Here is a 22,632-nt window from a genome sequence, read left to right as displayed (position 1 = left end):
AGGGGGAAGTCTCTCACCGTGCGGCGGCCCTCCTTTCGTGCGGCCTCCCGCGTTTCCCCTACAAGGAGTGCTATGTCTGAAGTTATTTTTGCTCGTTCTTCGCGGTTGGCCCGTTCAAGGTCGGTTCGTCCAGCGTTGGCGCTCTTGACTCTAGGAAGTCTGGTGCCGCTGGCTGCCGCCCAAGTGCAGACCCAGTCCATCGTGGTCAACCCCACCGTGCTGAGCCTCACCCTGATTGATGCCGACACCAACCGCCCTGTCCCCGGCTACGATCCGATTGCGCCGAACGCCACCCTCGACCTGTCCAAGTTGCCGCCGCGCCTGAATGTGCGGGCCAATACGGCGGGCAAAGTGGGCAGCGTGCGCTTCGGGCTGGATGGACAAGGCAATTTCCGCACCGAGAGCACTGGCCCCTACGCCCTATGCGGCAACAGTGGCGGCGACTTTTCGGCCTGCGCTCCAAATGTGCTCGCCCCCGGCAACCGCCAACTCAGCGTCACGACTTACGCCTCTGGGAACGGCAACGGCGCGGCTGGCCCAACGGTTCGGGTCAATCTGACGGTGGTCAAGGCGGCGGCCCCTGCGCTTGCCGTCACCAGCCTGACCCTGATCAATGCCGATACCGACCGCCCTGTGCCCGGCTACGATCCCATTCCTGCCGGAGCGCGTCTGAAACTGTCTGCCCTGCCCCGCAACCTCAATGTGCGGGCCAACGTGTCGGCAGGTGTGGGCAGCGTGCGCTTCGTGCGTGACGGCAAAACGGTACTGGAAAACGAAGCGCCCTTTGCCCTGTGCGTAGATGGACGCGACAGCTCAGGCAAGAAAGGCAATTACTACGCTTGTGGCGGCACGGTCTTCGCGCCCGGCGATCACCGCCTGACGGCCACCCCATTTTCCAAACTGTTTGCGGGCGGCACGGCAGGCACGGCGCTGACTTGGAACTACTCGGTAGACAAGTAAGTCCAGACCAGATTGCCTGAGAGAAATGTTTTTAAGAAACTTGCAGGCGTCAGGGTGGGGCAAACGGGGAAAAGCCTGTTTGCCCCACCCTCTGCCTTGCGTGACGGGCCGGAAGATGCGCCGCGCCGTGCTACAACCTGACTTGGCAACACAGACAGCACGAGGGGGGGCATCTGTTGAAGATTTTGATCGCTTCACAACCTATTGCAGGCCACCTTCAACCCTTGTTGCCCATTGCACAGGAATTGGTGCGGCGCGGCCATGAGGTGCGGTGGTACACCGGGCGCAAATATGCAGCGGCGGTGGAGCGAACCGGAGCCGTGTTCGAGCCGTTCGTTCACGCCCGCGACTACGATGACGCCCAGTTTGAAACGGCTTTTCCGGGCCGAGAAGCCCTCACTGGACTGCGGCAGATTCAATTCGATATCCGGCATGTCTTTCTGGGCCAAATCGAAGGGCAGTTTCGGGATCTCCAGATTCTCCAAACCTTCTGGCGGGCCGACGCGGTGCTGGCCGAGCAAACTCTGACTGCGCCGCTGCTGCTGGCCGAACTGGGTGGCCCGCCCTGCGCCCTCTTGGGTGTGTTGCCGCTGGGCATCGTCAGCGCCGATACCGCCCCTTTTGGCCTCGGCGTGCTGCCTAATGCTTCGGGCTGGGGCCGCCTCAGAAACCGGGCGCTGCACTGGGCCGCCCAAAACGTCATTTTTGGGGCCGCCTCGCGCCAACTGGAGGCCCAGTGCGCCCGGATCGGTGTTCGTCCCCGCAAATTTCTTCCTCCGGTGGCCCCACACTTGATGTTGCAGGCCAGCGTGCCTTCCTTCGAGTACCCCGCCCACGATCAACCCCGCCAACTGCACTTTGTTGGCCCTATTACACCGCCGCTGCCTCCCCAGTGGAGCTTGCCCGCTTGGTGGTCAGAGGTGACTGGATCAGAGGGAATGGGGCAGAGCCGCCCAGTGGTGCTGGTGACGCAAGGCACAGTGGCCACCGATCCGCGTGAACTGATTTGGCCCACCGTGCAGGCACTGGCCAATGAAAACGTGCTGGTGATTGCGGCGGGCGGCGGTGACCTGAAGCTGAGAGGGTCGCTGCCTGCCAATGCGCGCGCCACAGCGTTCGTGCCGTTTTCCTTGTTGCTGCCGTATGTGAGTGTGTATGTCACCAATGGCGGCTACGGCGGCGTTCAGCAGGCTTTGGCACATGCCATTCCAGTCGTGGCGGCGGGCACCACCGAAGACAAAGCGGAAGTGGCCAACCGGGTGCAGGTGGCGGGCGTGGGCCTGAATCTGCGAACCCGCACGCCGACGCCTGCAAACCTGCTTCGGGCAATCCAAACCCTGCTGCCCGAAGACAGCCCGGTGCGTATCCGTACCCGCGCGATAGCTGCCGAAATGGGCCGCCACGACGCCCCGCGTGAGGCTGCGAACTTGGTGGAACAGTTGGCGAGCACGGGGGAGCCGGTGTACTTGGCGTGAAACTCGTTGCTTATTCCAACTCAATTCTCCACCCCCAACCGCTGAAGCCGCGCCCGCATGGTGCGCTGGAGCAGTACCGGATACACCTGAAAAAACAGATTGGCCCCCAGCAGCCACGCCGCCGTATTCCACTGGCCCAGGGCAGCGGCCCCCAGCACCAGCCCAAAGCCGATGCCCGCCAGCAGCACATGACTGAATTCGGCCTCGCGGGTGGCCCGTTCGTAAGTACCGAGCGAGGCCCGCACGCCGCTGAAGCCCTGCGCGCTGCGGCGAAAGCGTTCCCAGCCCACCGTGCGGAGCAACCCCATATAGCGCATGACACCCAAGCCCCGGTACACGCCCGCCTCCCAATCTCGCACCCGGAACCATCCACTCCGCAATTGGGGCCGCACAGTTTTCAGTACAAACAGTGCCCAGCGCATCAGGGCAATATGCACGGCGACGGCAAACAGCGGCCCCTGTAATCCAAACACCCGCGCCGCCAGCCAGCCCACCCCGGCCACCCCCAGCAATCCCGGCAGTGTGCCCAGCCAAGCCCGGTAGGGTGAAGATTCGTGCATGGGCCGAGCATAGCGGCGGTGAATGGGGAATGCGACAAGGCGGCGGGGGCGGCGGCAGGGTAAGTTGTCTCGTGTGATCCGGCCTTCAGCTTCGTGTTCCCGCATTCGCACCAATTTCGCGGCTGGTGTGGAGCGCATCAGCCGCCGTCTTCCTTGCACCCAGTGGCCGCAGTGAAGCCCCAACAGCAAGGCTCTTCATCCAGTCTTCAAGACAACTGCACCCCACTGGACTCCGCGTGAGCGGCAAAGACCTCTGGCTCTTGGCTTGGCGCGGCCTGATCCGGCGGCCTGTGCGGGCGGCCCTGACTACCGCAGGACTGGCCGTCGCCGTCGCCAGCATGGTGCTGTTTTTGTCGCTGGGGGAGGGCGTGCGGAAAGTTTTCACTCAGGAAGTGGGCAGCATCGGCCCGGACTTGCAAGTGTCGCTGAACGGCTTTGCACAGGGCCTTTTGCCCGCGCCCAATTTGGCGGCCAGCACCGCCGCCGACCTGCGGGCCTTTTCCACAGAACTGGGGTTTGCCCAGATCACGCCTGTGGTGACCAACTTGCGCCAAGCCCTCGATCCCAAGCAGAGCGCTGTGTTCTACGGCCTGCCCGCCCAGAGCGGCATTCAGGCCCTGTTTTCTGGGGTGCAGGCCGCGCAGGGGCGCTTGCTGCTGCCCGCCGACGAAGGCCAGCCTGTGGCGGTACTGGGGGACAGAATCGCCCAAAACTTGAACCTGAAGCTGGGCAGTTCGCTGAGGCTGAACCGCAAGGCCAGTGTGCGCGTTGTTGGCATCATCCGTCCCGAAAACAGCTTGAGCGATACCTTCGTCTTCCTGCCCATCAGCACGCTTCAGGCCGCGTTGGGGGCACAGGGCAAAGTGTCGCTGGTGGCGATCAAGCTGCGGCGTCCTGCTGAGGCCCGCCGCACCGCCACCATCATTTCTGGGCGGCTCAAGTTGGAAGTTCAGACCCAATCCGATTTCGTGGGGTTTGTCGACCGCGCCCTCAAGATCAGCGACGCCGCCCGCTTGGGTATTTCGCTGATTGCCGTGCTGGTGGGCGGTTTGGCGGTGGCCAACACAGTCATGATGGGCGTCTTCGAGCGAATGCGCGAGTTTGCCACCCTGCGGGCTGTCGGGGCGCGGCCCGCCTTTGTGCGGGCGTTGGTGCTGGCCGAGAGTGTGCTGCTATCGCTGGTTGGCGGCACCATTGGCGTGCTGCTGGGCTGGGCCGGAACCGGAGGCGTGAATCTGTACACCCAGAATTTGGCGGGCATCGACGCGGCGGCCCTCACGCCCCGGCTGTTGGCGCTGGCCTTCGGTATTTCGTTGGTATTGGGGCTGGCGGCGGGCCTCCTGCCTGCGCGGGCCGCGGGCAACGTGCGGATCGTCTCGGCTTTGGGGCGGGCTTAGCCCAGCTCTCACTTCATCACGGCAACCATTGAAAGCCTTCCATCTCGGCTGTTCATCCCAGCAGGAAGAGGATGGAAGCCGGGACTTGTAAAGCTGGAAAGACAGGGAGTTACCGTCTACAGAGGGAAAGGCTGATGGTAGGGGATTGAACCTCACACGACTAAAGTCGCGTGATTCTCACTTCGCAGACCGTCGCCCAAATTTGCGGGTCTCACACCGTCTCCATGAGCGTTTAAGGTGTTCGGCATTCCGACGACCACCAAGCCTTCACGCCGGATGTTGAGTGCGGCGTTCTCATCTCGGTCATGGGCTTCCCCGCAGTTCGGGCAGGTCCACTGTCGGACGGCAAGATTCTTGACTTCAGGGTTTTTGAAACCGCAGTCATGGCACATCTGGCTGGACGGGAAGTACGGGCTGATCTTGGACACCAGCCGTCCATACCACAGCACCTTGTACTCCAACTGGCGGATAAATTCCCCCCAACCTGCGTCGCTGATATTCAGCGCCAAGCGGTGGTTTTTAACCATGTTGCTGGGCTTCAGATGCTCGGTGCAGATGATCTCGTACTCACGAATCAGGGCGGTGGTGAGCTTATCAAGAGTTTCCACAAGATTGGGCAAGACGTCTGGGGGGGTGAAAGAGCAGGGGCGGCGCATGAAAACCTCGGTCAGCACGTCAACAATGGGTGATCCTGAACAACGCGCTGACAGCGCGCTTGAACGTTATCAGTCCGTTCTCACCCCGCTCCTGATGCGCTGCGTTCCCCTTCAGGTTTCCGCTGCTCTCTCTTCCCCTAACGGAGACCCGTGTCCTGCACGGTTAATCTGAAATGTGTTGTGCTGACCGTACTTTCTCCCATTTCAATCCTGAAATGAACGCCCTACACGACGCATTTGCTTGACTGGAAACTCTTGGCTTATGCAAAAAATCCTGACGTTTATTGGCGATGTGCTTGTGGATTCGGGCCAGCTTGGTTTTCGCTTTCCCGTACCGCGCACTGCCTTTCTTTCGTCTGGACAGGGTTTTCTGAGCCTTACGGAGTTGTGTCAGGGAGGAACGGTAATATGTGGGGTTGGCATGGTGTTTGAACTCCTGTCCATCGGTGACGATGGCAAAGTCTTTGATGCCGACATCCACCCCCGCTGCGTACCGGGGCGCGGCGGGCAAGTAGGGGATCTCGACTTCGCAGAGAACGGACGCCTCGTCGTGGGTCTCATGGATGCGGCGAACAGTGACGTTCAGAATCCGGCCTGTGATATCGGGCTGGCCCTTCGTTTTGACCCAGCCCAGTTTCGGCAGTTTGAGTCGTCCCTCACCCACTTCGATGTTGTTGTTGGTGAACTGGGTACGGTACGCCTCTCCCGTGCGTTTCTTTTTGAAGTTCGGAAATCCAACTTTCTTGCCCGACTGTTTGACAGTACGGAAGAAGTTCTGATACGCCCGTTCCAGATCACGGAGCGATTGCTGGAGGGCGAATTTGTCCACTTCGGCCAGCCACTCGGTTCCCTCGGCTTTTTTCAGCAGGGTCAGGTGTTTGTCGGTTTCGGCGTAGCCCATTCCTTTTCCCGTTGCCTTGTAGGTCTCGATGCGGCGGGCGAGAAAATGGTTGTAGACAAACCGGGCGCACCCCAGCGTGCAGTTGATTCGCTCTTGCTGCGCCGCGTTGGGATACAGCCGGACAACGAACGCCTTAGTCCTTTTGGGGGCTGTGATAGATTCCATGCTGCAACACCCTCCTACAGGTGCTTGCCACGCTCCCAGCCGTTGATGCGGTGTGGGGGCTTTGCGCGTTTAGCTTATCACAGAATGAAGGCTTGCGCTTCTGTCACCCTGTCGGGCGAGAGGGGCGAACTCACGACTGAAGTCACGAGCATGTGCCCCTCACCGTCAAACGGATTTCGTCTCAGGGGCAAGTTGCCCCGCTGACTGCTTCCCCTTGTTGCTGACCAGAATCAGCCACCCAGCGCCCAGCACCGCGGCCAACACCGAGGCCATCAGCACGCCCAGTTTGGCCTGAATCAGCAGTGCGGCGTCACCGAACGCGAGGTTGGAGACGAACAGGCTCATGGTGAAGCCGATGCCCGCCAGCAGTCCCGCGCCGATCATTTGGGGCCAAGTGACGCGCCGGGGCAGGGCCGCCACGCCCAGCCTTACCGCCAGCCAAGCCCCGCCCACCACGCCCAGCGGCTTGCCGATCAAGAGGCCAAACATCACGCCCAGCGACACCGTTCCCAAGCCGCCGGCCGACACCGCTACACCCGCGTTCATCAGCGCAAAAACGGGCAGCACGGCAAACGTGACCACTGGATGCAGGGCGTGTTCCAGCCGGTGCAAAGGACTCTGAGACTGTTCTAGCCGGTCTTCGAGATCACGCAGGCGTGCGCCGACTTGCTCGCCCCGTCCGGGCTTGGCAGCGGCCGTCAGTGAGGCCAAATATCCGGCAGGGTCAGGCCTGCGAATGGGTACGGCAAAGGCCAGCAGCACTCCGGCAATCGTGGCGTGCAGACCAGACTGCAGCACAAAAAACCACAGCAGGATGCCCAGCACGCCGTACAGTTTGAGGCTCACCACGCCGCGCCGCCCGCACAGCAGGGCCGCACCCCACGTGAGGGCCGCCAGTCCCAAAAAGGCCAGTTGCACGCCAGAGGTATAAAACAGCGCAATGACCAGCACCGCGCCCAAATCGTCCACGATAGCGAGAGCGGTCAGGAAGACTTTGAGGCCGACAGGCACGCGGGAACCCAGCAACGCCAGCACGCCCAGCGCAAAAGCAATGTCTGTTGCCATGGGCACGCCCCACCCCGAACTTCCCGGCCCGCCCGCGTTCAGCAGGGCGTAAATGCCTGCCGGAATGAGCATGCCGCCCGCCGCAGCCGCTACCGCCAACGTTGCCCGCCGCCGCGAAGCCAGTTCACCTATCAGCAGTTCTCGTTTGATTTCTAAGCCCACCAGCAGGAAAAACACCGCCATCAGGCCGTCGTTGACCCAATGCTCCAGCGAGAGCTTAAGAGCTGAGTCACCCAGCGTCAGGGAAAAATAGGTCTGTTGCAGCGCCGTGTAGCTGCCTTGCAGGGGTGAGTTGGCCCATACGAAAGCGATAACGGCTGTACACACCAGCAACAAGCCCGCAAAAGCGCCGTTATGAACAAATTGGGCAAAAGGAGAAGCAGACCGGGGGGACGATGACATAGAACCTCCAAAAATGGGATAACAAGAGCAAAAAAGGGAACAGCAGCAACAGTGCGGGGCCAAAGACACACGGGCGGTGCCTCCTGACCCAACGAACCGCCCAAAAAGCAACGGTGGAGGCCGACTTGCGGACTCCACCAGGTCAACGTATGGCCGTTGGTACCTGCCGACAAAGCGGCGTTGTTGTGCCCTAAGTCTACGGCAGGACACTTGGTGAGCAGGCCGACATGAGGCGTCTATAAAGGCAGGGTTGTAGGCTGGGTGATGCTTTTAGGGTTCCTGACCCTCGGTGCGGCAGACACACGCGACATACTGGATGGATGCGCTCCGCCTTTACCCTGTTTGCCCTCTGCCTCGGCGCGGCTTGCCTCAGTTCCGCCCACGCCGCGCCGCTCACCATCTTTGCCGCGTCCAGCCTCACCGACGCTTTTACCGAAATCGGTCAGAAGTTCGACGCTCAGACTGGGAACAAAACGGTGTTTCAGTTTGCCGGATCGCAGGCGCTGAGAACCCAACTGGAACAGGGCGCGGGGGCTGACGTGTTTGCCAGCGCCAATGCCGCCCAATATGACCCGTTGGTGAAAGCAGGCCGCGCCGCAACAGGTCAGACCTTTGCCCGCAACCGTCTGACCGTGATCGCGCCTAAAAGCAGCACGGCCGTAAAGACGCTGGCTGACCTCGCCCGCCCCGGCGTCCGGCTGGTGCTGGCCGATAAAGCCGTGCCTGTGGGCAGCGCCAGCCGAACCGCCTTCGATCTGATTACGAAGGCCGGAACGTATGGGGCCGATTTCAGCAAGCGCGTGCTGGCGAACGTGGTCAGTGAAGAACCCAACGTGCGGCAAGTGGCCCTAAAAATCCAGTTGGGGCAAGGCGACGCGGCCATCGTATACGTCAGCGACGTGACGCCCGCCCTGAAAAAAGACGTGCGAACCATCGGGCTGCCCAGCCGCTTCAATCCGTTGGTCAGTTATCCTATCGGCACGCTGGCGGCCAGCAAAAACCCCGCAGCGGCGCGGGCCTTTGTCGCCTACGTCCTGTCTGCTGAAGGCCAGCGGGTACTCAACAAGTGGGGCTTCATCCGGGCAAAGTAACGTGGGTAAAGGAACGTGGGCGCGGTAAATTGGAGCGATGCCTGCCGCCCGCCCCTGCCTACACGCCAAGACTGAAGCCCATCACCTCCACTGGATCACGCCATAAAACGCCCGACTTGGCCGCCGCTGCCTGTGGCCCTGAGTGCCGTGCTGGTGGCCTTTTTGCTGCTGCCTACGCTGGTGCTGCTGGCACGCGGCCTCAGCGCCGACTTTTTGCCCACGCTGCTCAGCCCAGTCGTCGTAGACGCCCTGCGCGTCAGTGTCTGGACTTCGGGGCTGAGCCTGCTGCTCACGGTGCTGCTGGGCACGCCCACCGCTTGGCTGCTGTCTCGCCGCCGGTTTCCCGGTCACGCGCTGCTGGAAACGCTGCTGGACTTGCCCATTACGCTGCCCCCGGTGGTGGCGGGTGTGGCGCTGCTGCTCACCTTCGGCCAATCTGGGGTTCTGGGCCGTCCGCTGGAACTGGCGGGCATCAGCCTTGCCTTTAGTCCGGCGGCGGTGGTGCTGGCCCTGCTGTTTACCAGTGCGCCCTACTACATTCGCACGGCAAGGGCGGGCTTTTCGGCCTATGACCCCGATATAGAGGCGGCGGCGCGGGTAGACGGAGCCGGGGGCGCGGGCGTGTTTTGGCGCGTCACATTACCGCTCACCTCGCCCTTTTTGTTGGAAGGACTGGTGCTGGCGTGGGCGCGTTCGTTGGGCGAATTCGGGGCCACCATCCTCTTTGCCGGATCGCTGCAAGGCCAAACCCGCACCATCAGCCTCGCCATTTACAGCGCCCTCGAGAGCGATTTGCGGCCTGCGCTGGTGCTGAGCGCGATTATGGTGGCCTTCGCCTTCATGCTGCTGCTGCTGCTGCGGGTGCTGACGGCGGGGCGGCGTGGGGGCTGAGGGAAGGTAAAGTCGCGTGTAAACCCCCCAGTCTGCTCTGCAGCCAGCCCCCCTCAAGGGGAGCGCAACAGCTTTTATCCCCACCTCTGAGGGAGGGCATTACGAAGCAACGGGGGGGTTGCTTTTCCAATCTGCTACAGCTTCAGCGCCGCCTGCGTCCGCAACGCCGCCGCCCGCACGAGGCGCGTCACGGTGGCCGCATCCGAGTTGGTCAGCAGCGCGGTCACGGTGTCGGCTCCGAGCAACTGCCCGTAGGCCAGCCGTGCCAATTGCGGTGGGCCGTCTGGGGTGGCGAGTCGGGCGCGGGACAGCAGGGTACGTAAGCGGGCCGTTTGTGTTGCCCGCACCCGCTCCAGCAGTTGCCGCTGACTGTCCGAGAGTTCGGCGTTCAGGGCAGCGTTCAGGCGGCTGGCGTCGTCCACTTCCATCATGGGCAGGGCTTGTGGCACCATCAACAAGAACCCCACCGACTCCCGCTGGCTGGCGGTCAGTGCCAGTGCAGGGTCGGCCAGTTGGCGCAGCGTGACCAACACTTCCAGCACGGGGCGCACGGCGTTCAGGCGGGGGTCGGTGCTGGCATACGGGTTCATCATGGGCGTGGCCTGAAAAAAGGGCGAGCCGGGAACGGCGCGGGGAGAGGAGAGCAGGGGAGAGGTCGCCTGAGCATGGCCCGCCAGCAGGGTCAGTGCAAATGTTGTGATCAACGTTGCGCCCCTGCCTTTCAAGTGCATTTGAAACCGAATCATCTTGCCCCCTTTGCACCCGCTGAAGCCCAATGCACCTTGACAACCAAAGACAGGGCGGGAGGGTCGCTGCCCTGTCCGCCCTGCCCGTTTGAGTTCATAGCTGTATGGTGCTGAACTGAGATGATTGACGTCTTATTGGCGTACCGCAGGCGGAAAAGTACCGTCTACCAGGCCTTTCTGAAGCCCTTATTTCGCCAAACGCAACTTGGTCAAAAAGTCGGTGGTTTCGGGCCGAATCGCTGTGCCCTTGACCGGGAGGAAGTTGTTCACGCGGCGGGGTTGGGCTTTGGCTGCGGTAGACAGGCCGTCCAGACGCTCGTACCACTTGTAGGCTTCTACGTTCACGCCTGCGCTGCGGGCCGCGTCGATGACAGCGCGGTAACCGCTGTGGGCCTGCGACGCCGCTTCCAAATAGTTCATGTTCTGGTAGTTGCTCAGCGCACCCGCAAACAGCGTGTCGGCATTTTCGGCGGCGGCGTTCACAGCCTGCACCTTGTCTTTGCCTGCTTCCTGCACCAGTTCCAGCACGGCGTTGGTGTTGTTCAGGTAAGCGGCGGTGAGGTAGCGGTACTGGCTGTCGAGGTTGAACTGACCAAAGCCGCGTGTCAAGTCGTTGTAGGACATGATGGTCGTGCTCATATCGCCCGCATTCACGAACGCAAAATCTCCGCCGGGGCCGTACTCGGTGTTGGTTTCTGAGTCGTAGCCGTCGTGCGGGTGAGACAGGCTGAAATGGTGGCCGACCTCATGGGTGGTGGTGTCGGTAAAGCCGTAGCCCGCGCCCTCGTTCAGGTCAGGCGTCAGGAAGCTGTACACCAACGACTGTGTTCCCGTCACGCCGTCGTCGAGGGCCACGCCGAGCAGTCCGGGCTGGGTGTTCTGGTCATCGTTGAAGAGGAAAATCGGCACCTGATAGTTCGTCAGCGTCTTGTACTGATCGCGCACTTCGTTCAGGCCCAAGTTGAACAGACGGTCGCCCGTGAAGTCGGCCCGGTCGGGCGAGCAGATGTCATCCACTGTTTCGGGGAACAGGCACTTGTAGGCGTCGAACAGATCGCCGGTCAGCGGTGTGGAACGCACCGAGTTGGTCAGGGTGGCAAAGGGCTGAAGCGGCTGCAAGCGGCTCTGAGACAGTTGCGGCTTAAAGAGCTGATCGAGCGGCTTGGCCCCGGCCCCCTGCTTGACGGCCACGTTCAAATTGATGCTTTCGGGCATGTTGGGCGGTGTGAGCGAGGCGCGGTAGATGGGCGAGGGCGTAAACAGCAGGTTCAGCGCCACGTAGCGCGTGACCAACGCCAAATCCGGGCCGACTTTGGTGAAATAGCGGTAAGTGGCCTTGCGCGTGCCGTATTCCCAAATGGGCGGCATCCGGTAATCGGCTACCTCGTCGCCGTCTACATCGGCATTGGAAATGTCCCAGTTGGTCGTCCACGCTTCGGGGTTGGCCGAGAGATCGTAGAACCACACGCGCTGGTTTTTGCCCTCACGCGGCGTGCCGCCCCATGCGTTGGTGCGCCGTGACGCTCTGGCTCCAAACACTGTGTCGGTGTCGCTGTCTTGGGCCTCGGCGCGGGTATAGCTGTGGAACTTGAAGTCGGGCCGTCCGTACCAGTTGACCAAAAACACGGTGTACTGACTGCTGTCTACGCCGATGTTGGCGGCGTTGTCGGCCAACCAGTTCTCGGCCAGCACGCCGTCGACTTCCAGGTTTCCGGTGACGGGGCGGGCGATGTTGCTCGCGGGCGTTGCGCAGGCGGGAGTGGTTCCATCTGCGGGAATGTCCTGACAGTTGTAGGCCTTTTGATAGTAGGTCAGCGGCTTTTCGGTACCATTCTGCGTCAGGTACGAGAAAAACCCGTCCTCGAAGCTCTGGTTGGCATACACGAAATTGTAATCGTACTGGTAACGGTTGCCAGTCGGTTCCAGCGTGCCATAGGCCGAAGGAATGCGGGCAATATTGCGCCCAGTGGCGGGCAAAATATCTCCGAAATCGCTGACATTCACGTCACGCGGCCCTGCCACCTGACCGGGCCGGGTGGCGTCGTAGCCCACCATCACCACGTTAATTTTAATCTTGGCCTCGATCTCTTTGTGTTGGCCGGGCATCAGGGTATTCAGGTTGAACACTTCTGGATTGGGCGGGGTTACAGGGTCGATGATGGGATCGGTGTTGCCACCGCAGGCAGACAGGGTGAGGGTGAGGCCCAGCAACGTCAACGCACCAAATCTTGATTTCATCGTTTCTCCTTTACTGCTGTGAGGCACACACTAAACCACCCAGCGCCCCCCCGTTGGTAAACCTGCGTTGGGAATAACTCCATCCATCTGTCATCTTGTTGGTGTTCGGCCACGCTGCCTGTAGTGATGACTACAAAATTTCTGACAAGTGTGAGTGTTAACGCCCACTAAGAGAGGCGGCACAAACAATATTTAAGTACGTTTGCTCTCTATATGCCAAATCTCAATTCGAGCGCGGCCTTGACACCTTGCGCCCCGCTACCCCTTACCCTTGCACCCATGACGCCTCTGCTACTGGGCCACCGAGGAACCCCCCGCCTGCACCACGAAAATACGTTGGCCGGATTTCAGGCCGCGCTGGACGCCGGACTGGACGGCGTAGAACTGGATGTGCGCCGTTTGGGGGACGGCACGTTGGTCATTCACCACGACAGCGCGCTGAAAGATGGCCGCGAGCTGCCGCAGATGCAGAGGAAAGACCTACCAGCCGACGTGCCCACGCTGGCCGCCACCCTCGCTTGGGCCACCGATACAGGCGCGTATGTGAACATCGAACTCAAATTCGAGGCCACCCGCCCCGATGACCGCGTTCACCGCACGCTGGACGCGGTGCTGGCGTATGGCCTGAAAAAGCGCGTGATCGTCAGCAGTTTTAATCCTCTGCTGCTGGCCGCCGCGCTGCACCACTCGCCCTCCATAGAACGCGGCCTGCTGATTCACCGGGCCTACAAGTTTGGCCCGCTGGATGCCGTGCCATTCGCCATGCGCCGACTGAAAGCAGCCGCCATGCATCCCATGTTTCCGCTGATCGACGACGCACTGATGACGCAGGCGCTGGCGCACGGCTGGCGCGTGAATACGTGGACGGTGAATGACCCGGCAGAGGTGGCGCGGTTGGTGGCCCTCGGCGTAGATGCCCTGATCGGAGACTTGCCAGAAGTCTTGCTGACGGCGCACCCACTCCCCCAGACCGTTCCATGACACAGCCCATTTAATAACGGGACAGTCAATTGTAAGGCGGGTTCCGCTTGACAGGATGCTGATGAGAAGCGTTTACTTTGATCAACGTGAAAACTATCTTGCTGACGCTGGCCCTTGCGGGTACGGCCACTGCCCAGACGACCGTTGAATTCTGGCACTCCTTCGGGGACGCCAAACGCACGGGATGGATTCAGGCCCGCGCAGACGAGTTCAACAAAGCCAACCCCGGCGTCAAAGTGGTGCCCAGCTACAAGGGCAGCTACAACGACAGCCTGCAGGCCACCATTTTGGCCGCCCGCCAGAACAAGGCCCCAGCACTGGTGCAAATCTTTGAAGTCGGCAGCCAACTGGCCCTCGACAGCGGGGCGTTCCAGCCCGTCAGCGGCATCAAGACCGTCGATTTCAGCGACTACATCAAGCCCGTCATCAACTACTACACCATCGGCGGCAAGGTCAACAGCTTGCCCTTCAACTCCAGCAGCCCGGTGCTGTACTTCAACCAAGACCTGATGAAAAAGGCGGGCCTGAACCCCAAAACGCCCCCCACCACCTACGGCGGCTTGCTGAAAGCTTGCCAAAAGATTGAAGCCGCCAAACTGGGCGCGACCTGCTTCGGCATGAGCCTGAACGGCTGGTTTATCGAGCAGTGGATGGCCCAGCAGGGCGCACCGCTCCTGAACAACGGCAACGGGCGTCAGGGCCGCGCCACCGCCACCAACCTCGACAGCGCCGCTGCCAAGAACATCTTCACGTTCTTCAAGACGCTGCAGGCCAACAAAGCCTTTACCTACACGGGCAAACTGGAAGATTGGGACGGCAGCGACGCCATTTTCACCAACCAGAAGACGGTATTTCACATTACCTCCACCGCCGACATCGGCAACATTCGGGACGCCGCCAAAGCCAGCGGCTTTACGGTGGGCGTGGGCGTGCTGCCCATTGCCGACGGCACCAAGCGCAACGGCGTGGTCATCGGTGGGGCCAGCTTGTGGATTCCCAAGAGCGTGAGCAAGGCGCAGGCTGAAGCCGCACTCGATTTTTCTTTGTACATGACCAACACCAAGAATATGGCCGACTGGCACAAGCTGACCGGCTACTACCCCGTTCGCCAAAGCAGCATCGACTTGCTGCGTAAGCAGGGCTGGTTTACCCAGTCGCCGCTGCAACTCGTGGCCTTTAACCAACTGACCAAAACCATTCCCAGTGCGGCCACCGCAGGCGGACTGAACGGCGCAGCTATTCAGACCCGCAAAATTATCGAGGAAGGCATTCAGAAGGTGCTGGCAGGCCAGAGCGTAGACGCCGCCCTGCAAGAAACCAAAGCCCGCGCCGACGCCGCGCTGAACGAATACAACGCCAACTTCAAGTGAGCTGGAAGGGTTGAGTGCTGGAGGGCTTGGCGAGCGTTGAGGATTCTGGGCGAACCCCCCAGTCTGCTTTGCAGCCGGCCCCCCTTAGAAGGGAGCGCAACAGCTTTTAGTCCCCACCTTTAAGGGGAGGCGTTGCGAAAGCAACGGGGGGGTTCACCTTCCACCTCAGCCCGCTTCAACCGTTTGACCTTGTGGCGGCCTGCCTTCCCCGGAGTTGGGAAAGCGGGCCGCACCCCTTATTTCAGAAGCCGTAGTGTCAATCAAAAGCCGTGTCAAGGAGTCCCGCCTGTGAGAAGCCGACCATGCTGAAACCCCAAGCCCAGCCCGTGACCAAGCCCACCACCGAGGCCGAAGAACGCGCCGTGTTCCGGGGAGTGGCGTTGCCGTGGGTGTTTTTGCTGCCCAGCCTGCTGATTCTGGCCGTGTTCGTGTATCTGCCCGCGCTGCAAACGCTGCGGCTGGCGGCCTACCGCGCCAACGTCATTCTGGGCACCGAGCGCTTTGTGGGGCTGGCCAACTTTACCGAACTGCTGCTGAGTCCGGCTTACCGCCAAGTGGCCCTGCAAACGCTGGTGTTTACCGTGCTGACCGTCAGTTTGGGGCTGCTGTCGGCGCTGGGGTTGGCGTGGTTGGCGAGCCGCCCGATTCGCGGGGCCAACACGTATCGCCTGCTCCTCATCTACCCCTATGCGCTCAGTCCAGCCATCGCGGGCACGTTGTGGCTGTTCCTCTTTAATCCCGAAATCGGGCTGGTCAACCAGATTCTCGGCTCGCTGTTCGATGTGCGCCCGCGCTGGCTGGACACGCCCAGCCTCGCGTTCGGCTTGGTGACGCTGGCGGCGATCTGGAAGGGGCTGGCCTACAACATCGTCTTCTATCTGGCCTCTATTCAAAACCTACCCGGCGACGTGATGGAAGCCGCCGAAATAGACGGTGCATCGGGAGCGCAGGTGTTCTGGCGGGTGGCTTTTCCGCTGCTCACGCCCATCACCTTCTTCTTGGTGTTCACCAACATCATCGCCGCGCTGTTCGATTCCTTCGCGCTCACCGACATTCTGACCAAAGGCGGGCCGTACACCGGCAACGCCGGGGCCACCACGTTCCTCGTATATCAGCTCTATCAAGACGGCTTCGTGAACTTCAAGACGGGCGCGGCGGCGGCTCAGGCAGCCTTGATGCTGGCGCTGGTGGCCTTTATCACGTGGATGCAGTTCCGCGTCGGAGAACGGCAGGTGCACTATGGCGCGTGAAGTGCGGGCGGGCGCGGTGGGCGTGCCGAAGCTGGGCGCGGGCCGGGGCAAAGGCAGACACGGGCGCGTCTGGGTCACGCATTTGGCCCTCTGCGTCGCCATTTTCGTCATCAGTGCGCCGCTGATTTTTGCCCTGATCAAGTCCACCCAGATGTCCAGCGACGTGCTGAGTCCCAAACTCTTGCCGGGGGGCGCGTTCTTCGACAACTTGTCGGGCGTGTGGGTGGATGCCAAGCTGGGGCGCTACATGTTCAACAGCACCGTGCTGGCGGTGTCGGTCACAGTGGGCAAAACCATCCTGTCACTGCTGGCGGCCCTCGCCTTCGTGTATTTCCGCTTTCCGCTCAAGGGCTTGGCCTTCACGCTGGTGCTGCTCTCACTGATGCTGCCCACCGAAGTCCTGATTATCGCCCTGTTCGATCTGGTCAGCCAAGACCTGAAATGGGCCGACACCTACGCGGCCATTATCGTGCCGTTTTTGGCGAGTGCTACGGGAACTTTTTTGTTCCGGCAGCACTTCATGAATATCCCCACCAGCCTCGCCGACGCCGCCCGCATCGACGGTTGCGGCCCGCTGCTGTACCTGACCCGCATCCTGATTCCTATGAGTTGGAACACGATTGGGGCGCTGGCGGTCATTCAGTTCGTGTATGCGTGGGATCAGTACATCTGGCCGCTGGTGATTTTGCAAAACGACGATAAACAGGTGGTGCAAGTGGGCCTGCGCCGCCTGATCGAAGTGGGCGGCCAAACCGACTGGGGTGCAGTGATGGCGGGTGCAATCGTCACCATGATTCCGCCGCTGATCGTGTTTACGGCCCTGCAAAAGCAGTTCAGCCGGGGCTTTGCGCTGACGGAAGACAAGTAAAGTTAGGAAGAGTTGGTTCCTGTGAAGAGGAGTAACCCCCCAGTCTGCTTTGCAGCCAGCCCCCCTCAAGGGGAGCGCACAAGCTTTTAGTCCCCACCTCTAAGCTCGACTTTGGCCATTGAACACCATTAGGCGGCGTAGCAGAGGGCGTCTGCAAGGCGCTCAATAAAGCCTAAGGGGACTTGAATCATTTCGCGTTCTGACGGTGATGTGCGAAAAGTCGGCACCTTCCACAGCGCCCGCCGAACTTCGGCGAGCGCATCAACGAAGGTCGGCAAGGTCTTGTCGTACCAGGCCGCACGACGAACCCAGACATCATGGCCTTGCTAGCGCTCGTGGGCCATGAGGGTCACCAGGGAGAACAGTCCCAGCAACGCTGGGGTTGTTCTGGCCATGGCCAAGTCGGTCCACTGACGCTGTGTTTCCACACCCAGGTGAGCTCGAACCTCTTCGAAAGTGACTTCAAGTTGCCAGCGCTGCACGAAGTACTCCAGGATCTGAACTGGGGTCAGCAGGAGATCCGTACACAGCAGGGCTTGGGTGGAGAACTTGCCCTGTGGGTCGCGGATCAACACCCATCGGATGGGGAGGGGCGGTTTGCCCGGGTGGTACCAGACCGCTGTGTGGGAGACCAGTTCCACGTCCCGCTGGGTTTGACCGTACCAACGGGCTAACCGAATACGCTGCCAGCACGTGTCTGAAGCGTCCATCAAAGATGCCAAGGTCGGGAGGCGCTGGCCCTTCATTTTGGGCCGGCCCTTCTGGCCGGCCTGTCGTTCAGGGGCCGGCTCGTACAGAGCGGCATCGAGGCGGAGTCTGGTGATCACGGTGATCGGACGGCCCTGCTGGAGGTCGGAGAGCCACCTGATGACCGCGTATGCGCTGTCCGCCACCACGATCAGTTGCCGTCCAGAACACCAGCGCTGCACCACACGCAGCATCTGCCGGGCCCAGTCGGTCAGGGTCTTATGCCGGTGACCGCGCTCTTCGTGGTAGCGCTGTGACGGCACGAGTGCCGTCAGGAACGGCAGCGCCCAGATGCGATTGGCCCAGGGAATGGGAGTCAGCAGCATCAGGCTCAACCAGCGGAGACCGCTGGCTTTCACAAAGTGCCCATGGCTGGACCGCACCGGATCGCGATAGATGCCTCGGGCGCTGATCTTTTTGCCGGTTCGTCGTTCTATGGTGTCGTCTAGGCCGAGAACCAGCGGTCCAGAGGGCACAAAGGCGGTCAGGAGCAGGCTGAGCAGCACTCGACTGGCCTGAAGACTAGACCAGCGCGCCCGACTCAACAGGCGATGAAACGTACCGAACCTAGGATCGTCTGCCAATCCGAGTACCCGGAGAGCGGCAGTCACTGTCCGCTTCCCAGGCGACAATATTGCCCCGACCACAAGGAGTTGGACCTGTGGCCAGACTCGTGCCGAGAAGAGCGGGGCGAATCCTTGCAGGACTCCAGTGAACCATTTCGGAAGCAGTGTCATGCTCAAGTCTGACAGGGGGAGCGGCATGCCGCTCCCCCTGTCAATGGCCAAAGTCCAGCTAAGGGGGGCGTTGCGTCAGCAACGGTGGGGTTACCTTCCAACTTGATGTCTCTACAGTCCTGCCCAACTCGGCAGGAATCAATAACCCGCATCAGCAGAACAGCTGGCCTCAAGTTGGCGTGTTGAGGCCAGCTGTCGTTGTCAGTGCTGCACTCAACACGCGGTTCTCAGCGTTTAAACTTGAAACTCTTGACGAACGCGGCCATCACGGGTGTCAGAGTCGCTTTGTCCTTCAACTGCGTCGTTCCCGTCAGCACATACGCCTTGCCGCCCGACAGCGCAAAAGTCTGCATAAAGTACAGGCTGAATTCTCCCTGCCTGCCGCTAAAAATCTGTTCGCGCCCCGCTACGCCGCCCAGCGTCACGTTGCGCGACGAGACCAGTTTGTAATCGGTGATCACGCGCTTGAGGGCGGCTTGCCCCGCCTGCGCGTACTGCGGAACAGTGATGCCAGCGGGCAATTTTTCGACGACGACGTTGGCATTCACCGAAAAATTGCCTGTGGAGCCGGGCGCAACGAACGCCACGACAACGCCCGGCACGCTGACTTGCTGCCAACCTTTGGGGGCCGTGACAGCGAATTTTTCGGCGGCGTTGACATACTCCGCGCTTGCCACAGAAGTTAAAGCGAGAGCAGCCAGCACGGTTCCAGACCGGAAAGAAAATTGCATGGCTTGAGCTTACGGGGGAGCCTGCCCGGTCATCTTGGGCAAATCTGAGGCGAAGGTTTAGAGCGCTTTTACGCTCAGATCACGCGCCCAGATCGGTAGGAACGGGAAGCGGATGCAGCGCGAACCACTCGCGGAGGGGGCCGTACAGCCCGTCTTCGCCCAGCGCCCGCGCCGCCAGAGCCGCGTCCATGCTGCGAACGCCGGGCGTGGTATTGAAATCGACGGTCCACAGCTTTCCGCCGGAGTCGGTCACAAAATCTACCGCCCACAGCGGCCCCAATAGCGTTTCGGTGGCCTCGCCCAAATCGGCCCGCAGTGGTTCGGGATGCCATTCTGAGCGCCCCGCGCCCACGTTCGAGCGCCAATCTCCTGCCGAGGTCATGCGGATCGTCAGGGTAACCGTACCTATTTTAAGCAGTCGGTAGCTGACGCCCGCGCCGCTGGCAAGGAAAGCCGAACACAGCGCTCCGGGCCAATTTTGCTCGGCTTCCTCGCGGGTGCAGCGCAGTTTGTCCATGCCCACATGCCCGCCGTACTCGCTGGTATACACGACCACTTCATCAAACGCCGGAGCCTGAAACGCGGCGCTGGCGACCCACGCGTGCGCCACCACCGGAAAGCCCGCCCGCTCCATCAGCGCAAAAGCCTCGGCGCGGTTGGGCGTCATCACGAAGCGGGGCGACAGCTGAAAATAATGCGCGGCCATAAACGCGTCGGCCCAAGCATCCGGCGTGCGCTCGCAGCCATGCAAATAGATGTCCCACGGATTGTGCGGGTCACGCCCCGGCACGCGGCGGCGGTGGCGCTCGCGCAAGTCGGCACGTTCGGGGGCAAACTGGGCAATCAGATCGGTCATGGCGGCTCGCGGGCAGTATGCAGCACGGGGGGAGGCAGCACAGCGGTATGGAGTCGCTGCGGGCGGAGCGAACATGAACTTTGCATCACGCCGCCGCGTACCTGTCTGTAGGAGGTTCCCCCCATGCTTAGTCTCAGCCCCATGCTGTCCCGGCTGCTGTCCGCCCTCGTTCTCAGCGCCTCAGCACAGGTCAGCGCCGTACAGCCCGGTCAGACGCCGCCGCCCTTGCAAGGTGGCCCTTGGCTCAACAGTCCCCAGCCTCTGACCTTCGCGGGCTTGCGCGGCCAAGTCGTGCTGGTCAATTTTTGGGTCTATTCGTGCATCAACTGCCACAACAGTTTGCCCACCCTGAGTGGCTGGTACGCCAAATACCACGCGCAGGGCCTAGAAATTATCGGGATTCATACCCCGGAATTCGAGTCGGATCGTCCGCTGGCAAGCGTGCAGGCCGCGCTGCGCCAAGACCGCGTGACGTGGCCTGTACTGCAAGACAACACCCGTACCAACTGGCAGGCGTGGAGCAACCAGTATTGGCCCGCCTTTTACCTGATCGACCGCCGGGGCGTGGTGCGGGCCGTACATAACGGCGAGATTTCCAGCCGTTTTCCACAGGCCATTCCAAAATTAGATCAGACCATTCGGCAACTCTTGGCCGAACGGTGAGGCGCTTGGGCGGGCTGCTGTTGCTGGCGCTCGTCTGTGTGTCTGCACAGGCCAAAGCCCCTGCTCCTGCTGTCGTACGCGTGCAATTCGCCACTTCGGCGGGGTGGCTGTACAACAGTCGGGGCCAGTCCACACTGACCGTCACGGGCGCTGGGGCGGCGTTGCCCACCGTGTATCCGCTCACAGCGGGCGGCAGCCGTGACCCTGCTGACCCGGCCTTGCGCGGACGGCTCCTGCCTGTAACGGTAGAGGTGGGCGGGCCGTTCGGTGGCGCGTCCCGAGTCCTCACGCTGCGGGCTACCCTCTTCCTGTGCGATCACCTGCGGGGCGTGTGTACCGTGCGTGAGCAGCAACACCGCGTCACCGTGCGGGCCGGACAGCCTAGTACCGTCACTTTCCCGGCTCCAAAGGATTCCCCATGACTCCAGTACACCCAGACCGCACCCCTTCCCCGTTCCGCGTGACCGCCCATGCCTGAAGCCTTGGTGATCGGGGCGGGGCAGTCAGGCGGCCCACTGGCAGGCGCACTGGCCCGCGCCGGGTGGGGGGTGACTCTCGTGGAGCGCGAACATGCGGGCGGTACCTGCGTCAACGAGGGCTGCACGCCCACCAAAACCATGATCGCCAGCGCCCACGCCGCGCATGTAGCCCGCCATTCAGGGGCGTTGGGCGTGCATACCGGGGCGGTGCACGTCGATCTGGGTCAAATCGTAGACCGGGTGCAGGGCATCGTGGACAGCTTCCGGAACGGCAGCGAAGCCGGAATCGTGCGGGCAGGCGTGAAGCTGGTGTACGGCAGCGCCCGTTTTACGGGTGTGCGGGAAGTGGAAGTGGCCCTGAACGAAGGCGGCACGCAGCACCTCCGCGCCGATTCGGTGTTCATCAATGCCGGAGCCAGACCCCGCCTGCCCGAAATCCCCGGTTTGGCCGACGTGGGGGCCATGACCTCCCGCGACATCCTGCAGCTGCGCGACTTGCCCAGCCACTTGCTGATTCTGGGCGGCGGCTACATTAGCTTAGAGTTTGCCCAACTGTTCGCCCGCCTCGGCAGCCGGGTCACGGTGATCGACACTGGCCCGCGCCTCTTGCCCCGCGAAGACGAAGACGTGGCGGCGGCTCTGCGGCAAGCACTGGAAGCAGAAGGCGTCAGCTTCGTGCTGGGCGCACACGTGGCCCGTGCCGAACGCAGTGGGGAAGAAGTGACGCTGCATCTTGATGGTCAAGCTGGAGAACACACAGAACAGACCCTCTCCGGCTCGCATCTGCTGGTGGCGGTGGGCCGGATTCCCAACACCGAAACTCTGAATGTGCAGGCCACCGGCGCGGCGCTCGACAAGCACGGATTTATCGTGGTAGACGATCATTTGCAGGCTGCTGATGGCGTGTACGCCCTCGGAGACATCAAGGGCGGCCCCGCCTTCACGCACATTTCCTACGACGACTACCGGATCGTGCGCGACGCCGTGCTGCACGGTCAGCAACGCCGGGTCAGCGGGCGGCTCGTGCCCTACACGCTGTTTACCGACCCACAACTGGGCCGCGTCGGAGTAGACCGCCAGCAAGCGCGATCGCTTGATCGCCGCACCCGGATTTATACCCTCCCGATGACTTCGGTGGCCCGCGCCATAGAAACCGGAGCCACCGCCGGGCTGATGCGGGCCGTGGTAGACGACCACACCGACCAAGTGCTGGGCGTAACGGTGCTGGGGCCGGAAGGCGGCGAGATCATGAGCGCCCTGCAACTGGCGATGATGGGTGGACTGACGGCCACCACGCTCCGCAACGCGACGTTGGCCCATCCTACCCTCAGCGAATCCATCAACAATTTGTTTATGGGTGTGCCGCAAGTGGTGGAGGCGCAATAAATAGAGGCACAACAAGT

General features: G+C 61.8%; 22 protein-coding genes. 12 read left to right on the top strand and 10 right to left on the bottom strand.

What is annotated here, in order from left to right:
• Positions 1 to 72: 72 nt before the first annotated feature.
• Together E7T06_RS15280 and E7T06_RS15275 are read left to right on the top strand one after the other, a co-directional pair.
• Positions 73 to 960 carry a hypothetical protein gene (locus E7T06_RS15280; RefSeq protein ID WP_136366639.1) on the top strand — a complete coding sequence of 296 codons (888 nt, stop codon included), beginning with the start codon at positions 73 to 75 and terminating at the stop codon, positions 958 to 960.
• Positions 961 to 1,136: 176 nt separating this feature from the next.
• Positions 1,137 to 2,435, top strand: a complete 1,299-nt coding sequence (locus E7T06_RS15275; RefSeq protein WP_240741095.1) for a nucleotide disphospho-sugar-binding domain-containing protein — start codon at positions 1,137 to 1,139, stop codon at positions 2,433 to 2,435.
• Positions 2,436 to 2,455: 20 nt separating this feature from the next.
• Here the strand turns inward: E7T06_RS15275 and E7T06_RS15270 are convergent, their stop codons facing one another.
• A complete protein-coding gene (locus E7T06_RS15270) occupies positions 2,456 to 2,995 on the bottom strand; it encodes a hypothetical protein (RefSeq protein ID WP_136366638.1) in 540 nt (179 codons plus the stop codon).
• A 236-nt stretch (positions 2,996 to 3,231) separates the two neighbouring features.
• Between E7T06_RS15270 and E7T06_RS15265 the strand changes: the two genes are divergently transcribed.
• Entirely contained in the window at positions 3,232 to 4,392 is a 1,161-nt protein-coding gene (locus E7T06_RS15265) for an ABC transporter permease (RefSeq protein ID WP_136366637.1), read from the top strand.
• Positions 4,393 to 4,544: 152 nt separating this feature from the next.
• Here E7T06_RS15265 and E7T06_RS15260 read toward each other — a convergent pair whose 3' ends face one another.
• The 3 genes from E7T06_RS15260 to nhaA form a co-directional block, all read right to left on the bottom strand.
• The gene (locus E7T06_RS15260) at positions 4,545 to 5,066 is read right to left on the bottom strand and encodes a transposase (protein ID WP_240741094.1); all 522 of its coding nucleotides are present in this window, start codon (positions 5,064 to 5,066) and stop codon (positions 4,545 to 4,547) included.
• 145 nt (positions 5,067 to 5,211) lie between these two features.
• Positions 5,212 to 6,114, bottom strand: coding sequence for a transposase (locus tag E7T06_RS15255; protein ID WP_240741093.1), 903 nt, complete (start codon positions 6,112 to 6,114; stop codon positions 5,212 to 5,214).
• Between the two features lie 165 nt (positions 6,115 to 6,279).
• Positions 6,280 to 7,581: a Na+/H+ antiporter NhaA gene (gene nhaA / locus E7T06_RS15250; protein WP_136366636.1), complete on the bottom strand. Its 1,302-nt coding sequence runs from the start codon at positions 7,579 to 7,581 to the stop codon at positions 6,280 to 6,282.
• A 320-nt stretch (positions 7,582 to 7,901) separates the two neighbouring features.
• On the opposite strand from nhaA, the gene modA reads away from it, so the two are divergent.
• Both modA and E7T06_RS15240 read left to right on the top strand, forming a co-directional pair.
• Positions 7,902 to 8,672: a molybdate ABC transporter substrate-binding protein gene (gene modA, locus E7T06_RS15245; RefSeq protein WP_136366635.1), complete on the top strand. Its 771-nt coding sequence runs from the start codon at positions 7,902 to 7,904 to the stop codon at positions 8,670 to 8,672.
• 132 nt (positions 8,673 to 8,804) lie between these two features.
• Positions 8,805 to 9,563 carry an ABC transporter permease gene (locus tag E7T06_RS15240; protein ID WP_346763213.1) on the top strand — a complete coding sequence of 253 codons (759 nt, stop codon included), beginning with the start codon at positions 8,805 to 8,807 and terminating at the stop codon, positions 9,561 to 9,563.
• Between the two features lie 134 nt (positions 9,564 to 9,697).
• On the opposite strand, the gene E7T06_RS15235 is transcribed toward E7T06_RS15240, so the two are convergent.
• Positions 9,698 to 10,309, bottom strand: a complete 612-nt coding sequence (locus E7T06_RS15235; RefSeq protein WP_136366633.1) for a hypothetical protein — start codon at positions 10,307 to 10,309, stop codon at positions 9,698 to 9,700.
• 186 nt (positions 10,310 to 10,495) lie between these two features.
• The gene (locus E7T06_RS15230) at positions 10,496 to 12,547 is read right to left on the bottom strand and encodes a hypothetical protein (RefSeq protein WP_136366632.1); all 2,052 of its coding nucleotides are present in this window, start codon (positions 12,545 to 12,547) and stop codon (positions 10,496 to 10,498) included.
• Positions 12,548 to 12,826: 279 nt separating this feature from the next.
• Between E7T06_RS15230 and E7T06_RS15225 the strand changes: the two genes are divergently transcribed.
• The 4 genes from E7T06_RS15225 to E7T06_RS15210 all read left to right on the top strand — a co-directional run bounded on the left by E7T06_RS15225 (position 12,827) and on the right by E7T06_RS15210 (position 17,016).
• Positions 12,827 to 13,528: a glycerophosphodiester phosphodiesterase gene (locus E7T06_RS15225; protein WP_136366631.1), complete on the top strand. Its 702-nt coding sequence runs from the start codon at positions 12,827 to 12,829 to the stop codon at positions 13,526 to 13,528.
• Positions 13,529 to 13,614: 86 nt separating this feature from the next.
• A complete protein-coding gene (locus tag E7T06_RS15220; protein WP_168733570.1) occupies positions 13,615 to 14,898 on the top strand; it encodes an ABC transporter substrate-binding protein in 1,284 nt (427 codons plus the stop codon).
• Between the two features lie 302 nt (positions 14,899 to 15,200).
• The gene (locus E7T06_RS15215) at positions 15,201 to 16,148 is read left to right on the top strand and encodes a sugar ABC transporter permease (RefSeq protein ID WP_136366629.1); all 948 of its coding nucleotides are present in this window, start codon (positions 15,201 to 15,203) and stop codon (positions 16,146 to 16,148) included.
• Positions 16,138 to 17,016: a carbohydrate ABC transporter permease gene (locus E7T06_RS15210; protein WP_136366628.1), complete on the top strand. Its 879-nt coding sequence runs from the start codon at positions 16,138 to 16,140 to the stop codon at positions 17,014 to 17,016. The genes E7T06_RS15215 and E7T06_RS15210 overlap by 11 nt, the downstream gene beginning before the upstream one ends.
• A 128-nt stretch (positions 17,017 to 17,144) precedes the next feature.
• Here E7T06_RS15210 and E7T06_RS21530 read toward each other — a convergent pair whose 3' ends face one another.
• From E7T06_RS21530 to E7T06_RS15195, 4 genes are all read right to left on the bottom strand, one after another.
• Complete coding sequence (locus E7T06_RS21530) at positions 17,145 to 17,294, bottom strand: hypothetical protein (protein WP_205750953.1); 150 nt, start codon at positions 17,292 to 17,294, stop codon at positions 17,145 to 17,147.
• 48 nt (positions 17,295 to 17,342) lie between these two features.
• Positions 17,343 to 18,500, bottom strand: coding sequence for a transposase (locus tag E7T06_RS15205; RefSeq protein WP_205750951.1), 1,158 nt, complete (start codon positions 18,498 to 18,500; stop codon positions 17,343 to 17,345).
• 227 nt (positions 18,501 to 18,727) lie between these two features.
• Positions 18,728 to 19,231 (bottom strand): DcrB-related protein, encoded by a 504-nt coding sequence (locus E7T06_RS15200; protein WP_136366627.1) that lies wholly within the window; start codon positions 19,229 to 19,231, stop codon positions 18,728 to 18,730.
• 79 nt (positions 19,232 to 19,310) lie between these two features.
• Positions 19,311 to 20,087 carry a hypothetical protein gene (locus tag E7T06_RS15195; RefSeq protein WP_136366626.1) on the bottom strand — a complete coding sequence of 259 codons (777 nt, stop codon included), beginning with the start codon at positions 20,085 to 20,087 and terminating at the stop codon, positions 19,311 to 19,313.
• A 123-nt stretch (positions 20,088 to 20,210) separates the two neighbouring features.
• On the opposite strand from E7T06_RS15195, the gene E7T06_RS15190 reads away from it, so the two are divergent.
• The 3 genes from E7T06_RS15190 to E7T06_RS15180 are packed head-to-tail and all read left to right on the top strand — an operon-like array spanning position 20,211 to position 22,615.
• Positions 20,211 to 20,750: a redoxin domain-containing protein gene (locus E7T06_RS15190; RefSeq protein WP_205750949.1), complete on the top strand. Its 540-nt coding sequence runs from the start codon at positions 20,211 to 20,213 to the stop codon at positions 20,748 to 20,750.
• A 5-nt stretch (positions 20,751 to 20,755) separates the two neighbouring features.
• Positions 20,756 to 21,172, top strand: coding sequence for a hypothetical protein (locus E7T06_RS15185; protein WP_136366625.1), 417 nt, complete (start codon positions 20,756 to 20,758; stop codon positions 21,170 to 21,172).
• A gap of 48 nt (positions 21,173 to 21,220) precedes the next feature.
• Positions 21,221 to 22,615, top strand: coding sequence for a mercuric reductase (locus E7T06_RS15180; RefSeq protein ID WP_136366624.1), 1,395 nt, complete (start codon positions 21,221 to 21,223; stop codon positions 22,613 to 22,615).
• The last annotated feature ends 17 nt before the right edge of the window (positions 22,616 to 22,632 follow it).

This window comes from Deinococcus sp. Arct2-2, assembly GCF_004801315.1.
GTDB lineage: Bacteria > Deinococcota > Deinococci > Deinococcales > Deinococcaceae > Deinococcus.
The sequence above is the reverse complement of the archived record's forward strand: the minus strand, read 5'-3'. Positions and strand labels throughout refer to the sequence as shown.

Excerpts from the sequence above, each read along its gene's own strand:
- E7T06_RS15195 (WP_136366626.1), bottom strand. The coding sequence starts at position 20,087 with ATGACCGATCTGATTGCCCAGTTTGCCCCCGAACGTGCCGACTTGCGC.
- E7T06_RS15230 (WP_136366632.1), bottom strand. The coding sequence starts at position 12,547 with ATGAAATCAAGATTTGGTGCGTTGACGTTGCTGGGCCTCACCCTCACC.
- E7T06_RS15225 (WP_136366631.1), top strand. The coding sequence starts at position 12,827 with ATGACGCCTCTGCTACTGGGCCACCGAGGAACCCCCCGCCTGCACCAC.
- E7T06_RS15280 (WP_136366639.1), top strand. The coding sequence starts at position 73 with ATGTCTGAAGTTATTTTTGCTCGTTCTTCGCGGTTGGCCCGTTCAAGG.
- E7T06_RS15205 (WP_205750951.1), bottom strand. The coding sequence starts at position 18,500 with ATGACACTGCTTCCGAAATGGTTCACTGGAGTCCTGCAAGGATTCGCC.
- E7T06_RS15235 (WP_136366633.1), bottom strand. The coding sequence starts at position 10,309 with ATGATTCGGTTTCAAATGCACTTGAAAGGCAGGGGCGCAACGTTGATC.
- E7T06_RS15255 (WP_240741093.1), bottom strand. The coding sequence starts at position 6,114 with ATGGAATCTATCACAGCCCCCAAAAGGACTAAGGCGTTCGTTGTCCGG.
- modA (WP_136366635.1), top strand. The coding sequence starts at position 7,902 with ATGCGCTCCGCCTTTACCCTGTTTGCCCTCTGCCTCGGCGCGGCTTGC.
- E7T06_RS15180 (WP_136366624.1), top strand. The coding sequence starts at position 21,221 with ATGCCTGAAGCCTTGGTGATCGGGGCGGGGCAGTCAGGCGGCCCACTG.
- E7T06_RS15200 (WP_136366627.1), bottom strand. The coding sequence starts at position 19,231 with ATGCAATTTTCTTTCCGGTCTGGAACCGTGCTGGCTGCTCTCGCTTTA.
- E7T06_RS15210 (WP_136366628.1), top strand. The coding sequence starts at position 16,138 with ATGGCGCGTGAAGTGCGGGCGGGCGCGGTGGGCGTGCCGAAGCTGGGC.
- E7T06_RS15215 (WP_136366629.1), top strand. The coding sequence starts at position 15,201 with ATGCTGAAACCCCAAGCCCAGCCCGTGACCAAGCCCACCACCGAGGCC.
- E7T06_RS15270 (WP_136366638.1), bottom strand. The coding sequence starts at position 2,995 with ATGCACGAATCTTCACCCTACCGGGCTTGGCTGGGCACACTGCCGGGA.
- nhaA (WP_136366636.1), bottom strand. The coding sequence starts at position 7,581 with ATGTCATCGTCCCCCCGGTCTGCTTCTCCTTTTGCCCAATTTGTTCAT.
- E7T06_RS15190 (WP_205750949.1), top strand. The coding sequence starts at position 20,211 with ATGCTTAGTCTCAGCCCCATGCTGTCCCGGCTGCTGTCCGCCCTCGTT.